The 15,124-nt window shown below is 37.9% G+C and carries 11 protein-coding genes and 3 pseudogenes; 9 read left to right on the forward strand and 5 right to left on the reverse strand.

All coding sequences use genetic code 11. The features are described 5' to 3' along the window. The first annotated feature begins 144 nt into the window (after positions 1-144). Together MUO14_RS21040 and MUO14_RS21045 are read left to right on the forward strand one after the other, a co-directional pair. Complete coding sequence (locus MUO14_RS21040) at positions 145-831, forward strand: DUF421 domain-containing protein (RefSeq protein ID WP_244752469.1); 687 nt, start codon at positions 145-147, stop codon at positions 829-831. Between the two features lie 402 nt (positions 832-1,233). After that, entirely contained in the window at positions 1,234-1,641 is a 408-nt protein-coding gene (locus MUO14_RS21045; RefSeq protein ID WP_244752470.1) for a hypothetical protein, read from the forward strand. Positions 1,642-2,231: 590 nt separating this feature from the next. On the opposite strand, the pseudogene MUO14_RS21050 reads toward MUO14_RS21045, so the two are convergent. Beyond that, positions 2,232-2,940 (reverse strand): annotated as a pseudogene (locus tag MUO14_RS21050) (response regulator). Positions 2,941-3,542: 602 nt separating this feature from the next. On the opposite strand from MUO14_RS21050, the gene MUO14_RS21055 reads away from it, so the two are divergent. From MUO14_RS21055 to MUO14_RS24895, 5 genes and pseudogenes are all read left to right on the forward strand, one after another. Continuing rightward, the gene (locus MUO14_RS21055; RefSeq protein ID WP_244752471.1) at positions 3,543-5,291 is read left to right on the forward strand and encodes an amidohydrolase; all 1,749 of its coding nucleotides are present in this window, start codon (positions 3,543-3,545) and stop codon (positions 5,289-5,291) included. A 286-nt stretch (positions 5,292-5,577) separates the two neighbouring features. Continuing rightward, a pseudogene (locus MUO14_RS21060) lies at positions 5,578-5,763 on the forward strand (response regulator); the annotation flags it as partial. Positions 5,764-7,027: 1,264 nt separating this feature from the next. Then, positions 7,028-7,458 (forward strand): annotated as a pseudogene (locus MUO14_RS21065) (Holliday junction resolvase RecU). Continuing rightward, complete coding sequence (locus MUO14_RS21070; protein WP_244752472.1) at positions 7,455-7,997, forward strand: hypothetical protein; 543 nt, start codon at positions 7,455-7,457, stop codon at positions 7,995-7,997. Before MUO14_RS21065 ends, MUO14_RS21070 begins: the two are co-directional and overlap by 4 nt. 1,120 nt (positions 7,998-9,117) lie before the next feature. Then, the gene (locus MUO14_RS24895; protein WP_396265740.1) at positions 9,118-9,381 is read left to right on the forward strand and encodes a hypothetical protein; all 264 of its coding nucleotides are present in this window, start codon (positions 9,118-9,120) and stop codon (positions 9,379-9,381) included. 289 nt (positions 9,382-9,670) lie between these two features. On the opposite strand, the gene MUO14_RS21080 is transcribed toward MUO14_RS24895, so the two are convergent. The 3 genes from MUO14_RS21080 to MUO14_RS21090 form a co-directional block, all read right to left on the reverse strand. Next, entirely contained in the window at positions 9,671-10,141 is a 471-nt protein-coding gene (locus MUO14_RS21080) for a hypothetical protein (RefSeq protein ID WP_244752473.1), read from the reverse strand. Between the two features lie 287 nt (positions 10,142-10,428). Next, entirely contained in the window at positions 10,429-12,141 is a 1,713-nt protein-coding gene (nagZ, locus tag MUO14_RS21085; protein ID WP_244752474.1) for a beta-N-acetylhexosaminidase, read from the reverse strand. A 221-nt stretch (positions 12,142-12,362) separates the two neighbouring features. After that, positions 12,363-12,857 (reverse strand): DinB family protein, encoded by a 495-nt coding sequence (locus MUO14_RS21090; protein WP_244752475.1) that lies wholly within the window; start codon positions 12,855-12,857, stop codon positions 12,363-12,365. 291 nt (positions 12,858-13,148) lie between these two features. Here MUO14_RS21090 and MUO14_RS21095 point away from each other — a divergent pair, with 291 nt between their 5' ends. Beyond that, complete coding sequence (locus MUO14_RS21095) at positions 13,149-13,415, forward strand: hypothetical protein (protein ID WP_244752476.1); 267 nt, start codon at positions 13,149-13,151, stop codon at positions 13,413-13,415. Positions 13,416-14,047: 632 nt separating this feature from the next. Continuing rightward, positions 14,048-14,623, forward strand: a complete 576-nt coding sequence (locus MUO14_RS21100) for a ferritin family protein (RefSeq protein ID WP_244752477.1) — start codon at positions 14,048-14,050, stop codon at positions 14,621-14,623. A gap of 174 nt (positions 14,624-14,797) precedes the next feature. Here MUO14_RS21100 and MUO14_RS21105 read toward each other — a convergent pair whose 3' ends face one another. After that, on the reverse strand, positions 14,798-14,941 hold the full coding sequence (locus tag MUO14_RS21105; RefSeq protein WP_244752478.1) for a YjcZ family sporulation protein: 144 nt from the start codon (positions 14,939-14,941) through the stop codon (positions 14,798-14,800). Between the last annotated feature and the right edge of the window lie 183 nt (positions 14,942-15,124).

Here is a 15,124-nt window from a genome sequence, read left to right on the forward strand (position 1 = left end):
TAATCGGACTGAGAATCTATTTTTCAAAGTAATTTCAGAGTATAATGATGACGCTGATTGTATCAATGGGCTACATTGAATCCAATATTTCCATTAGACTAGCGCATACTATAGATGGAAACTTCCGAAGGAGAGGTCAAGTTTATGTTTTTGTTTATAGGAAAGACCATTCTATTATATATCCTAACCATTGTTATCATACGAATCATGGGAAAGTCAGCCTTTGCTCAATTAACGGCTCATGATTTAGCGGGTATTTTATTTGTGGTCACATTGGCTATTGGCCCTTTGATGACAGAAAACCTTACCTACGCGATTGTAGGCCTTATTGTTGTCAGTGTACTTCATATCGCTTTTTCTAAACTTACGCTTTTCAACTGGTTAGATAAGATTTTTATCGGAGAACCAACGATCGTGATTAAACATGGGAAGCTTATTAAGGCAAACTTAAAACGTTCTCGGTTTGCGCTAGCTGAATTGTTGTCCAGTATTCGGGAAAAAGGGTATCCAGATGTAGCCTTAATTGACTATGCCATTATAGAACCAAACGGTGAGCTTAGTATTCTTCCAAAACAAGAAGCTGCACCTGTCACCCCCAAGCAGCTAAAGATTGAAACGGTATACCAAGGGCTTCCGATTGCGGTTATCATCGAAGGGAAAATTCAACATCAAAATTTGAAACTCATCAACAAAAACGAAGAATGGTTAAAAAAAGAACTGGCATCAGCTGGTTATCCGGATCAGACCAATATTTTCTATGGAGCCGTTCGAGATCATGACAGCTTGTTGACGATCGATACAGGTGATGGACGTGGGAAGTCCTTAACATAAATCAGCCCCTTGTCTGCTTGTGGCGGAATAATCGTTGGATGCTACCTTTACCCTTTTTAAACGATAAGATGACTGAAACAGACCCCCTGAAGAGAGAAAATGATGTCATGACCACGGCTGAGTGACGTTTTTCTTGTCTAGGAATAGGTTAAATAATGCTGCGTTAAAATAGGTTACTTTGCGTGTTGTATTGCTAACGTACATAAAGCTTCAAACGGAGTCACAGTAATCACCCTAATACTAGAGTGTTCACTATAAGGGTTATCTATAGTAATGTTGAAGAAATAAGAAAAATGTGTTTGAATTTTCAGAAGAAATAAATGGTATTTATTTTTGGAAATAAAGCTACATACATAATAGTGGTATTATATATTCAAATTCTACTTTAAAGGAGTTTTTTATATGGTTAATCTCTTCTTGGATCAAGAGCATGAAGACTACTTTTATGGATTACGTTCAAAGATGGAGCAGGAAACTTATAAAACAAACAAAAAATACTTAAGTGTCATTTTTCTTATGGCAGCCGAAGAAGAATTATACCGTAAAGCAAACCCATATTTTGATACAACTAGAGGGGTATTTGACTCAAACAAGATGTTTGAAGAACAAGATTTTAGTGTTGGGATAGGGTTATTGGCACGTTTAGCCGTTCTCCTATTTGATAATAATGAATCGGTAACACTTTTAAAACTAATTGGTACGTTAGATGAAATAAGGTTTAAGCTTGCTCTTAATGCGATCTATTTACGTCGATTTGGTTTTATCGAATATAAAGAACAAGAAGAAAAATTAAAAATGCCAAGATCCTAAATTAGAAAGAATCCATATCCCTTATATGAGATACATAGTAAGATTAAACCAAATATTTAAGCAATAAAGTCACAGCATTCTTTCCTACGACGATTTAAGGGAGCTAGGAAGAAAATATCCAAATGTTATTTCGCACGAACCTATTTATGAAATTCTAAATTACTTTTGTCAACCTTTGTTCTCTCTAGGCAAACGGGAAGGTTCAGTATTGATTTCAATAGTTGAATTTTGGAAGGTTTGTTCATCCATTTAAATAGATTTGGATAAAAATAAGTGATGACAATGCTCACATTGGGCAAACAACTTTTTAGGCATAGGTATCCCCCTTGAGTAGCTAATTTCTAGTTTATAAAAATATACCCCAATTTATTGAATTTAATCGAAGATACGGGCAAAAACACGTATGTTCTTCAAGTGGTGGAGGTAATCCGTGCCCTGTAGTAGCCTTATGTGCTTTCAGTCTAATTAGTATATTATTTCTGGCTAGTAGAAAAATGTGAAGTAATAAGACTCGATACATAGTAGGGTTAGTCTAAAAAGCGGAGACGTACTTGGAGTAGCTCCTAATAAATGGTTACAGGTAATCTAGCTTAGAAAAGGCAATTGAGGAACCTTCCTCCATTGCCTGGTTTCTTATATAAGACTACTTTGACCCAGCCATTTTTAATGGTGGTAACGACCAGCCTCTGTGCGGTCGTTGACGTGCATTTTTGTAAGACGTTGCTTACATGGTTTTTAACGGTTTTCTCACTAATATAAAGTGATTCAGAAAAAACACGGTTACTATTACCGTTGGTTCACATTCACGACGTGTAAGCAGATGAAGCGGCTTACGGAACTCTATCGGTAGGAATGGGTTCACCCCTATGTTTTCTGATAGGCGGCGATATTCTACCATTATCCCGTGGGTGACTTTCGGGTGCAAATAGGACCCACCATCGGAGACTACTTTAATCGCTTCTATTAAGGAATCAGTATCCATTTCTTTTAACAAGTATCCTTGAGCTCCCTTTTTCAGGGCATGGGTTACGTAGTTTTGATCATCATGAATAGAAAGCATGATAATTTTTAAGTCTGGATAGCGATCTCTAATCTCTATTGTTGCTTCTATACCGTTAATGTTAGGCATATTTATATCCATCAAAACAATATCAGGGTTATTTTTTTCTATGAGGTCAAGCGCTTCAGGCCCGTCATCGGCTTCTGCAACGACCCAAAGCTGGACTCAAAATCCAAAATACGCTTTACACCTTCACGAAATAGTTTATGGTCATCTATCAATATAAGACTAGTTGTCATCTAGCTCTCCTCCTATTACTCCGGTGGTTGTTTATTTTTTACAAATGAAAAGGTCTCTAAATTTCTCTATCTATTTGATATCCATACCCTAACCCTATGTTTAAATTATAAACGCTTCACTACGGTAATCATTGAAAGATTTGTATGTAAATTAAATAGTGGCCACATTCATTTGTTCAAACAGATTACACCTGTACAAACAAAATAAAATATCAAGGTATAAAATGTACTAATTTCCGGGATTTATATGGTAGGAACTGTATTATCGTGAGTTTACGGTAAAACGTTATAAATCTTCTAACCTTACATAACCGAACCTTTCCTCTGAAAGCAAGAAGGTTAAAAAAGTAGCCATTCATAAAACATACTAATAACACTTATTAGAATTTTTATTATGATTATTTATGTAATATTTAGAAAATTGTTAATTTTTTTGTTATCATAAAGAAAGAACTTTTGAGTTTATTTGTTTGTGTAGAAAGTTTAGGTATCCAAAATGTAAGCGACAACATAATGGGGGGTTAAAGAAGAATTGGCAGTAGGTTTAATCAATCACATCATTGAGGTGAGTTTTAACAAGTTGAAGAAGGGTGGATAATTTCTTGAAAAGGAATCTTTTAAGCGCAAAAAAAATGGTTATACTTTCTTTAGTCTTAATGTTAGCATTGGTAGGTTTTTCTATGGGAACTCTACCTAAAAAGCTTGACCCTATTGCTCCTGACAGCATTTACTACAATGGGAAAATTATCACAATGGATTCAGATTCGTCTATAGCTGAAGCGGTGGCTGTCAAGGATGGTAAGATTATTTCAGTTGGGACGAATAAAGAAATTAGCAAATTGAAAGGACGTCATACTGAAACCGTTAATTTAAACAATAAAGTCATGTTGCCGGGTTTTATTGATGCTCACAGTCACTTACCTGGTTCAGGATCGGCTAAGCTGTTTCAAGCCGACCTACAAGGCCCACCAGTTGGAACCGTTGAAAATGTAGACGATCTCATCGCAGCGTTAAAGGAGGAAGGTAAGTCGAAATCTGAGGGGGACTGGATTCAAGGTGGGGGATATGATCAAACTTTGCTAGCAGAACAGCGCCATCCAACGAAAGAGGATCTCGACCGGGTTTCTACAAGCCATCCTATCTGGATAAAACATGCTAACGGACACATGGGTGTTGCCAACAGTAAGGCTCTCGAGCTTGCCGGTATTAACAAAGATACTCCAGATCCACCAGGTGCTGAGATTGTCAGAGACCCGGAAACCGGTGAACCGACTGGCCTTCTTAAAGAACCAAATGCGATGCGCCTCGTTACAAGTCTATTACCTCCGCTTACACAAGATCAAAAAATGGAAGCCGCCAAAAAGACAATGGACATTTACACGGCAGCTGGGGTCACTACTTCTGTGATCGCACATGGTTCCAAGCAGACCATTCTGGATCTTCAAAACTGGCGGACGGAAGGCATACTACCCATCCGTATAACGTCAATGCAATCGGGTGAACTCCCAACATTTGCTCAGAAAGGCGGTATACTAACTGGGTTCGGTAATGAATGGCTCAAAGTAGGGGCGTACGGTGAATCCGTATACGATGGGTCTATACAGGGCTATAGTGGTTATCTGAAGGAACCGTATTACAAGTTTCTAGAGGGGACAAACTATCCTGAAGACTATCGGGGATACTCGAATTACTCGAAAGAAGAGCTTTTCAGCCGTGTGAAGGAACTATATCAACAAGGATATCAGATTGCAATCCATGGTAACGGTGACCAGGCGATAGAGGACATTCTCGACGCCTACGAGGCTGCACAAAAAGAGTTTGGTAAGAGGGACGCTCGGTTACGAATTGAACATGCTCAAATGGCTACCGAAGATCAATTGCGAAGGATGAAAGAATTGGGTGTTAGCCCATCATTCTTCGTATCGCATACCTTTTACTGGGGTGATCAGCACAGAGACATCTTCATGGGACCCGGACGGGCCGCTAATATCAGTCCTCTTAAGACAGCTACAGAGCTTGGGATTCGTTACAGTATTCATTTAGATTCGCCGGTTGTTCCAATGAGTCCGTTACAAGCTGTATGGTCTGGGGTCAACCGACTCACACGTAGTGGCAAAGTACTTGGACCGGATGAGCGGGTGGATCCTATGACTGCCCTTCGAGCGGTAACAATCGATGCAGCATGGCAAAACTTTGAGGAGGATATCAAGGGATCTATTGAAGAAGGGAAATTTGCGGACTTCGTTATGTTAGAAAAAGATCCGTTAACAATTGATCCTACAAAAATAAAAGATATTAAAGTTCTTGAGACGATCGTTAACGGAAAGACCGTGTATAAGAGTGAAAAGTAATGGAGGTTTTCCCTAATAACTAGAGAGAAAGTTTTATTAAATTATTGATTTAACAGACCAATTATTTAGTTAAAACACCAGTTGTTTATGAATGACCTGAAGGGTTAATTTATTAAAAAGAGGTAATGGAGGGAAGTTTTCTTTCATTGCCTCTTTTTTATCTGTCAAACCACTTCGACCCAGTTTTTTTAGCCAGTAGATGCAATATTTCACACTCACTACGTGTGAGCAGATGAAGTGGCTTACGATACTCTTTAGTTTGGAATGAGAATGAGTTCGCACCGCCCGGGAACAGGAACGAAATGAAGTATCGATTATCATGCTATCGGCTAAAGCACGTACTGATGTTAAAATTGGTGGGTTAAAATTAGGTGCTGATGATTATTTAACAAAGTCATTCGATTCACAAGAACTTGTAGCACACGTTGAAGCAGTTCTGCGGAGAACGGGACAGTTTTGTCACAAGATTGTCTGAGAAGGTTTATGCATAAAACAGCGGAGAAGCTTTACTTTACGATAAGCCATAGAAGGGGTATAAAATCGATGTAACTTCCAGGATCTGTTTACGCTGTGGTACATATAGAAGAAGTAACGAACTTCAGCTGGAGGATGTCATTTCAATTCTACTCCGGACATTGCATCCAATTCAGTGTATTCGAGGTCATCTAACATGAGGAAAAGAAAGTGACGCACCTTCCTTTATCAGAGAGGAAGGAGTTACTGGAATCTTAATTGATGGATGTTTAGGAACAGGGAATCTTACGTCGATATCGTAAAGCAGAATCGTTTGGAAGAAATCGTGCTCGAGCGAGCTGATTCTAAGTATTAAATCAGGAATGCTCAGAGGATCGCGAGAAAGACACTGCCCTTCGATCCACTAGTTAACCTGACTAGATCTTACAATTTAAATGAAATAAAACCTTTGTACTTGGCGGTTATCATTTCAAAAGTAGAAGTGGTTCAAAATTATTAAATTGTTATCAGCAAGATATAACTTAGGTTACTCTATCCTTGTTTCACAATTTATAGACCATATAAAAAAAGAGTATGGGGATAGAAGTGTTATTAGAAGAAGTGTTAGTAGCTTTTTCAAAACACTATACTTTTTTGGGGTGTTTGATACAGTAAGCTCTGGAAATCATAAAGAATATAGGTTTGTTCAGAAACTTAGTATTAATAATGATCTCATTCCCTACGTAATCAGTGAAATAATGGTTGGAGGAAAAGGAAGAGTTCAAGTAAACATTGAGGAGATAGCAAAAGAACCATTATTAAATTTTTTGAACTAGGAGATATGAGTTCTTTAATTAATGACTTTAATGGTCAGTATTGGTATGTTTATGCTAAAACTAGTCAAAAAAAAATTGACCTTCCTAGATAAAAGCTTTATAAATTTGAAAGGAAAAAGATAAAATGCTTCAGCATATATTATTACAACTTTTAGGAGGCTATCGAGAGAATGTAGATTCCAAGAAGGCCTTCATTATTTTGAGGATGGTTCTACAATGTACATTTTATATTCACCTTAAAAAAATGCTTTAATACACCTATGATAATGTTCTTTTATTTTAAATAGATCCACAGTGGATCCTAGTTATTGTATTTTATTTTGACTGGGTAATGACTGGGTTTTACTCATGAATATTTATATCTTATTTATTCAACTTTTAGTGGAGCGCGGAAGTTGAGTAATTAACCTAACCAATGATACCTATAATCTTAAGGGATTAGCCGTTATCAATAAACGCCCAACTCCTGTGAAGGTCATAAAATCGAAAGGAGCGAAGGTTCTGAGTGGATTTTATGAATCTAAGTCAACGGTAGACTATGACGGTGTGTACAAGGGGCGAGCAATCTGTTTTGAGGCGAAGTCGACTAGGGAGAAACGGTTTCCCCTGAAAAATATACATCAGCATCAGATGGATTACTTATACCAGGCGGATCGAGCCGGAGCGCTTTGCTTCTTTCTAATCGAGTTCAGGAGGTCTTCCTTGTGCCATTTTCCGTGGTGCAGCACTATGTAGAGCACGCTAAGCTAGGTGGACGAAAGTCCATTCCCTTTGAAGACTTTAATTACTATGCAGTTGCAGAAATAAGGACAGGAAATGGGGTTCCGTTAGACTATCTACCAGTGATTGAAAAATTGATTGGGGAGGGAGCAGCATGAAGGCGATTTGCCTGGATGCTACAGGTACGTCAAGTCTTGAAGAGGGCCGTGAATATTTTGTCTTCCTAAATGGCCCTTTGGCCTTCTATGTTTCAAGGTTCGATCGGCCAACGGCTCACTTTTCCTGTGCTAAGGCAGAATTCTTCCAAGTAATTCATGAAGAGGTCATCGATGATGATCCGGAACAATTGAATTTTGAACAATTATCTCTCTTTAACGATGTTGGACCTAATTTGCCTGAACAAGTGGATACAGACATTCAAGAACCAGATGATGATTCTAAGTATGTGCAGCTAAAAGTAATGATTCCCGAAAAGGTAATATCACCGATCGAGATTCTAGGAGTAAGGAGCAAGGAATTTACTCAAAAGCGAAAATTGTGGTCTGACTATGTTAGATGTATCCAGAGCTTTCACAAGTATTCCTGGTTTGAGTCTCAAAATCTGTTAGAGGAGCATCGAGATATAGAGCAGCCTATTGAGATAGCCATTCATAGAAATAGTGGGTTTACACCTGAGGAAATCATTGAGTATCTGTGAGGAGGAGCACAGAATTGAAAATGATACAGAAGACAAGGGGTAAGAGTCTCCTGTATCAAAATTAGAAAGAAGTCTATGGCTGGTGAGGGTGTTGGATTTTTATTAAAAACCTTCACCCGTCATCTTATCCACCTGAAAAAGCAGTCCAACGTATCGATCCACATCCGCCATGATAATCATATATTAAACACCCTTTATCAGGTGATAGTTCATAGTATGTGGTTACTATAGCAAGAGCGAGGGCACAAGTCAGACTTATTTGAAAATGAGCAAGGAAACTACAGAGTACAATATTAATACTTGTCTACTAGATTTATGCGAAAAAAACCGAAGCAAATGCTTCGGTAACTGAGACGCAAAAACCCTTGTGAATATTAGGATGAAAATTGGAGGGTGTTTAAGCACACCTAAACGGTCCTTTAAATTATCCTATGCAAATGAAAAGAATTAGGTATGAAAAAAGCCGAAGCAATTTGCTTCAGCAATTGAGACAAAGCAGATAGTCGGGCAAGGAGGTATGTAAATCTGAGCAAAAAGCACACCTTGTGCCCATTACTATTATAAACACTATAGTGAACAAATATACAAAAAAAGCCAGGAGCGCGACCCCTGACCAAATGAAATATGACAATATAATTATAACATGGGGGCCTGCTCAATGCGATTAAACCAACTACAAACAGAGATAGAAAATGGAAAACTCAACCTGAGAATGGATCTGCCAGAAGGTAATTCCCCGTTCTGTGTCGTATATTATGTAATAGAAGGGAAAGATTAACACAATAAAAATTATTCATATTAACCCCTTCTTTGATATTATTTCAAATTCATTTTCCATTTTAGTTAACATCTATTGCTTTGACGGGATAGTAATATTCAACCATATTGGATCAGATATTCCCAGAGTATAAAGGAGTCTTCGGAGATTTATATTCACCCACATCATTAGCAATTTTACGCCGTTACCCACTTCTAAAGATGTGAAGGATGAAAAAGTAGATGATATCACCCAAGAGAGATTTGTTAAGGAGGTGCAAAACGCTCTCAATCCTGGTGTTTAGAGAAAGCTCATAAACTAAAAGATGCAGCTAAGCGCAATCCTATCAAATGTAATTTATACATGAGTCATATCGTTAGTCTAAACATGTATAATCATGCTTCTCCAATACCAAGAGCATCTATCCAAACTAGAGAAAGGGATAGATGCCTGGCAGAAGGACTTGAAGAATATAGATTGATCCAATCGATCCCAGGTATCGGCGGAAAGATTGCAGCCAGATTCATCTCCGAAGTGGGGAAATCGATCAGTTTAATCACCCAAAGAACCTTGTTGCCCATACGGGAATTAAGCAATTTAGATCAAAACATTGTTATTCATGAATAACAGCTAATGGAAGGTCAACAGGTAGGGCTTTTTTAAATCCTTTATTAAGACTTACACAGAGTATGATGTCAGCGTCTCTTATTCTTTAGATATAAAAGGACAATAAGGTTCTTGTAAAGAGGGATATTTTAATAATTATAACGCTTCGAGGCTTTTCTACTTCATCTCTACCTTAGCATCCAGAAAGTCCGTAATAATCGCAAAAAAAACGGAGTATCGCGTTTTGGGTATTGATTAGACAGGGTAGCTTAATTGAAAGTTCGAGTAAAGGCTGATCCCAGCCCCAAATTTATGTGATTGGGTTCTCCTTTATACTTTCGTCCGGGTACATTCGATATTCATAGACTCTTTTATTTTTCTTGTTTAAGTAATAAGCAGCAATTCTATTTATTTTATTGCTCTCCTTATTCCATCCTATAAAAACTTGAAGTTGAATATCCCCACTTTGTATGTCCTCAATGTCAACAATATCGTATTTGGTTTCAAATGAATATCCTTTAACGGTATTAATATCATAACGCCATGTTGATGAACCGTCCAACATGTTGATAACAGCGCTTTTGTCTTCTCCTAAAACCTCAATGACTTCTTTTTTTGTTTGATCAACCTCTAATTCATACTTAACAGTTTCCAAATCAACCTTTGTCTTGACCGTTTTTTCGGTAGATGAGCTACTTGCCTCGACCACATTATCAAATCCACCGATCAACACCAGTGACAAAGACAAGAGAACAGATACTAAAGTCCTTTTTAAGTACATATTTAATTCCTCCCTAAATAAACTTGTGAATTACATAAAATCCTTATTCCGGGTACCTTACCTTTAACTTAACAATAATTATTTCAAACCTCCAAATTTTTCACAAGGAGTTACTCCATTAAATGGACCTATACATAAATAAAGAGCGAATTCTTACTCCAGAAATGCACCGTTTTCTTGAATAAGCAATATTCCACTAGTTGATAGTATTGAAGGCTTTCACGATCCTTTGTAAAGGCTTAAACGCCCCTTCATATAACTAATGCAGCATACTCCTTTTGCGACGATCAGGATGTTTTCTGCAAAATGGCTTCCACTTTCTCATTGATCGATTGAGGATTGGGTACTGACGTCTTTTCATCCGACAGCTGGTATTTTGCTTTCAAATGTGTGATGCGTTCGACGCTCTCGTCAATCCTGTTCTCGCTTATTTCTCCATCTTCAACAGCCGCTTTCAATTTATCAAAAACAGTGGAAATCAAATTTGGATTATGAGCAACAAGCAATAAATCTCCGCCCGCTTTCACTGTCTGGACTGGTGCCTCAGCGACATTATAATGATCCGTAATTGCCCCCATCGTCAAGTCGTCGGTAATAACGACACCATCAAAATCATAATCCTCTCGCAAAATGCCCGTGATTACCTTTTTCGACATGGATGCAGGGTAATTTTCGTCAATTTTTGGCAGCAAGATATGTGCAACCATGCTAACATCGGCACTCTCCGAAATAGCTTTCTTGAATGGCACAAGTTCTAATTTTGACAACTCCTCGTAGCTTTTATCGACCTTCGGGAGTTCCAAGTGGGAATCCTCGCTGGTATCCCCGTGCCCAGGAAAATGTTTTATAACCGAAATAACCCCTTCATTCTGGATCCCTTTCATCGTCTGGATGCCCAATCGTGTAACGATTTTCGGGTTGGCGCCAAACGAACGATCTCCGATAACAGGATTATCTGGATTGCTGTTAACGTCGAGGACAGGCGCGAAGTCCAAATTGAAACCGAGTGCTTTCATCTGTTCACCGAGGATGGTACCGATCTTGAAGGACATACCCGGATCGTTCAGCTCTCCAATCGAACGGCTCGACGGTAAACTTTTTATCTCATCAGGCATTCGTGTCACACTTCCTCCTTCTTCATCGACTCCCAGCAACAATGGGTAAGGGTTGTCAGCATTCGCAGTTTTCATCTCATTTAAAAAGTTGACGGTTTGAGTCTTACTTTCGATGTTATTAGCAAATAAAATGATACCTCCAACATGATACTTCTGAATAATGTTTTTTGTCTCAGCGGTCATTTCCGTTCCATCGACTCCGCTGAAAATCATTTGTCCGATTTTTTCATCAAGGCTCATACCCTCGTCGCCAATATCACCAGAATCATCACCTTTCTCTCCATTTACACCATCTCCACCTATTTTCTTCGATAATGAAATATGATCCACATCTGGGTTATCAAAATCACCGGTAGGATTCGGCAACACCCATTTCAAGACATAATTGTTGGAAAGTTCATAGACAAGAATGATTTGATTGTAATCTTCGTCTTGGTAGTAACGCGTATCATCGGATTTTTTATATGATTTAATTGTATCAAAATCGAACGACGTGAATTGATCCTGCGATGAACGCATATCGGACACAATATCGTCTGTAGTACCGACATCAATGTCATGTGACGGATAGTTCAAAAAACGACCAACATCCGTATCCGTGGTCTTGTCCGGTTCCCCAAAAGTTTCTTGCACCGCATCGGTGGTCGTTTCACCGACAACGATATTGCTGTCCGGGATTTTTCCTTGTTTGGCTAAGTTGAATATGTTGTCCAAAGCTGCTTCCGGCTCCTGGACCTCTTCATTTTCATGCCCCGATGATGGATTCTTTGGTTGTTGGTCTGCTTGTTTATCATTTGTATTATCACCCAATGAACGGATGAAAAAGAAAGCCGCCCCAAGAGCGATGATAGCAATGCTGATTATAATGGTGATGCGCTTGTTCATAGTAATTCCTTCCTTCGCGAATAGTCATTCCATAATTCGGTTGCAGTGTTATTTCCAATTTATATCTCCACTCCCCAAAATGAATAATAACATTTTAATATGTAAGATCCACCTGAAAAATCCGACCCTTCCTTTATGCCACGATCTGGCCCCTTTAACAGAAGGGCGCGTTATTCGATAAACGAGCGCTATGGAATAACTGTAAAGCTAATGAAGCTTTTTTAAAAGCTTCGTTTCCCTGCCCAAGCTCCTTGCATTTTACTTAGGAATACAATTTGTCCAATATGATATGCGTCGTGCATTGCTAAACTCTTCAGTTCAAGCACTAATGAATTATCTTCTCCTGGGATCTGTCTATACAAATCTTCATGTTCTGATTTTGCTAGTATTTTTCCAAGTTCACGATGAACATAAAAGTATTCTTGTTTTGTTTCCTTCCAATTTTCTAACGTCTCAGTTGGTAATCGAAATGTAGATTTATTATTTTCTGCCTGGGGTTCATTCGCTGTTTCACCAAGAAATCGCATCAGAAATCTTTTTTCATAGAAAAGTAAATGACAAACTAATTCCCAAATGGAATTCATTGCCCCATCAGCTGGTTTCCAAATTGCCTGTTCAAAAGTGATATTCTCTAGCACTTTTTCAAGTGGTGGAAACCAGTCTTGTTCATCTAAGCAGCTTGCCCATTGTTGTAACAAAAGTGTCTTTACATCCATTTCCTATTCCCTCCAATTTAATCCCTTTAATAGATAATCCCTTTGGTCAAAATTCATTTGCGGCGTGTTGTTCTGGCATAACTTACAATTTCAAGATGAACCATCTAATTACCTTCCTTACTTCACAATACGATCTGGCTGGTTTGTTAAATAAACTCTTTCTTATTTGTAGTTATATTAGTCTAGCAGGTATTCCCAAAACTATTAATATAGTCTTGAAATTACATGCAAGTTAAGGAATCTGACAAAGGCACATTTCATATATTGATGTATTTAAATGGTGAGGGTTATATGAATGAGCTAACAGATCAGCCATTTACAACAGCTGAAAAATATCAAGAAAGTAAAGATGACTCCATGGTATCAACGGCTGGCCTTGATTTTAAGGGATTCTTGACTTGTATGGGTATAACGGGTATTGCCGCTAGTTTTATTTCTGGTGCATACGGTATTGCTTGCTATTTCACAGCAGGAGTTGGGTGTTTGGCTTGTTTAGCAGCTGTAGTAGGCTATGACATTGGAGCAGTTGGTGGTTGTGCGGTAGCAAACTGGAATTAATTAAGGGGGAAGTTTTATGAGATTTGTGTGTAAAAAATTGATTATAAGTACTATTATCTTAATATTAACTATTGCCTTTCTACCAAACAATAGTTTTGCTAGTCCAGATCTTTCTAAAAATATAAATAAATATAGAAGGTCAAGCTGAAAATTTTACAGAGGTATCTAACCCTGGACAATTAAAAAAGTTTAAGAAAATGTTCCAAAAGAAAATTGATCAAGGTAATGTAAATGTACATACCAGTGACTTAGAGTATGGAAACGCTAAATTATTTAAAGTTAACGAAAGTGATATTCACACTTTAGTAGTGCCAGTTGTAATAGAATGAAATGAACGGCAGTTTTTTTGTGAAACGTTTCTGCCAAGTTGTAGGGGGAGTATGGTAAAAGCGTTTGCCACAAAACAAAAATTCATGATTGCTTTCTTTCCAAAGGTCTTCAAACTCTTTTTCATATACACGATTTATTTAAAATATGTAAAAGAAGGACTTTGAATTTCAGATCACGGAGACAATTTACATAAGTATTCTTCATCAAAATGGGCTGAAGTTAAACAACTACATACTTTAAACCTGCATGCTTCATAACTTTTAGAATAATATACACTAAACAGTGGAAAGGAAGTGTACATTATGTCTTATGAAGGGTCTTTTAGAAAACGTGTGGATCGAAAATTAGACCAAATTATTGAGGGACGAGAGGATTTCGATTTTTTTACGTGCTCAGCTGGTTTACGCTACCCTCCCCTAAAGGTACAAGAGGAGGATAAGAAACAAGCTAGAATTTTACTTGATCTCTATGCAGGTGCGATCAGTGAATTTACCGCGGTCAATTCGTTTCGTTATCAATTTCTTGTATCAGAGGATGAAAGTCCAATCTTTAGTCGATTACTTGAATGTGTTACGTTAAATGAAGAATTTCATGTTCGAACGTTAGCAAGATTGATTGATGAACTGGGTGGCAACCCAAAATACTTTGATTCAAATAAAACATTCTGGGACGGATCTCTGGCTATTTACGGGACGAATGTGAAAGACCGGCTTCAAGGTAATATTGATGCGGAAAAAGCCATTATTCAGCTATATGAAGATACAGTTGACCAACTGACTGATCCCTTTGTCATAGACTTAGTGGAACGATTAGGCCTGGATGATGTCTTCCATCTACAACTTTTTCAGGAAGCATTACGCCGGTTCAAGCAAGACTAACGTCAATAGCCAGCTTTTTGGTGATATTTCTCAGAATTGGGGTTAGTCCTTAACGAACGTAGTACTTTCCTATGTATTTACTAAAAAACAACTTCTGGAGTGATCAGGATAAATCCTCCGGAAGTTGTTTTTTACAACAATTAATAAGAATACAACGGAATTTCTCGTTAATTCTTAACAGAACTTTTTGTCGTCAAACATTGCTGCGCCAACAATGATAAGCAAGATAAACAGTACAACGATTAGCGCAAAGTCATTACCGCCTTTTTTATAACCATAGCCGCCGTAGCCGCCAAAACCACCACATCCAAAGCCCATATCTATCCCTCCCTTTTCGAGGTTTTACATTAATATTATATGAACACCTTATGGAATTGTTTAGACCTAAGCCTTCATAAAAGAAAATTGGGTGAGAATACGCCTGGGGAATTTGTATATATTTTTGTAATATTCGGTAAAAAGTTTGTAATATATGTTACAATACAAAGTGCATGTACTATG

Source organism: Halobacillus shinanisalinarum (assembly GCF_022919835.1).
In the GTDB taxonomy this organism is placed as follows: Bacteria; Bacillota; Bacilli; order Bacillales; family Halobacillaceae; genus Halobacillus_A; species Halobacillus_A shinanisalinarum.

Coding starts and splice junctions, on each gene's coding strand:
- MUO14_RS24895 (WP_396265740.1), top strand. CDS start 9,118: ATGAGTCATATCGTTAGTCTAAACATGTATAATCATGCTTCTCCAATA.
- MUO14_RS21095 (WP_244752476.1), top strand. CDS start 13,149: ATGAATGAGCTAACAGATCAGCCATTTACAACAGCTGAAAAATATCAA.
- MUO14_RS21040 (WP_244752469.1), top strand. CDS start 145: ATGTTTTTGTTTATAGGAAAGACCATTCTATTATATATCCTAACCATT.
- MUO14_RS21090 (WP_244752475.1), bottom strand. CDS start 12,857: ATGGATGTAAAGACACTTTTGTTACAACAATGGGCAAGCTGCTTAGAT.
- MUO14_RS21070 (WP_244752472.1), top strand. CDS start 7,455: ATGAAGGCGATTTGCCTGGATGCTACAGGTACGTCAAGTCTTGAAGAG.
- nagZ (WP_244752474.1), bottom strand. CDS start 12,141: ATGAACAAGCGCATCACCATTATAATCAGCATTGCTATCATCGCTCTT.
- MUO14_RS21100 (WP_244752477.1), top strand. CDS start 14,048: ATGTCTTATGAAGGGTCTTTTAGAAAACGTGTGGATCGAAAATTAGAC.
- MUO14_RS21045 (WP_244752470.1), top strand. CDS start 1,234: ATGGTTAATCTCTTCTTGGATCAAGAGCATGAAGACTACTTTTATGGA.
- MUO14_RS21105 (WP_244752478.1), bottom strand. CDS start 14,941: ATGGGCTTTGGATGTGGTGGTTTTGGCGGCTACGGCGGCTATGGTTAT.
- MUO14_RS21080 (WP_244752473.1), bottom strand. CDS start 10,141: ATGTACTTAAAAAGGACTTTAGTATCTGTTCTCTTGTCTTTGTCACTG.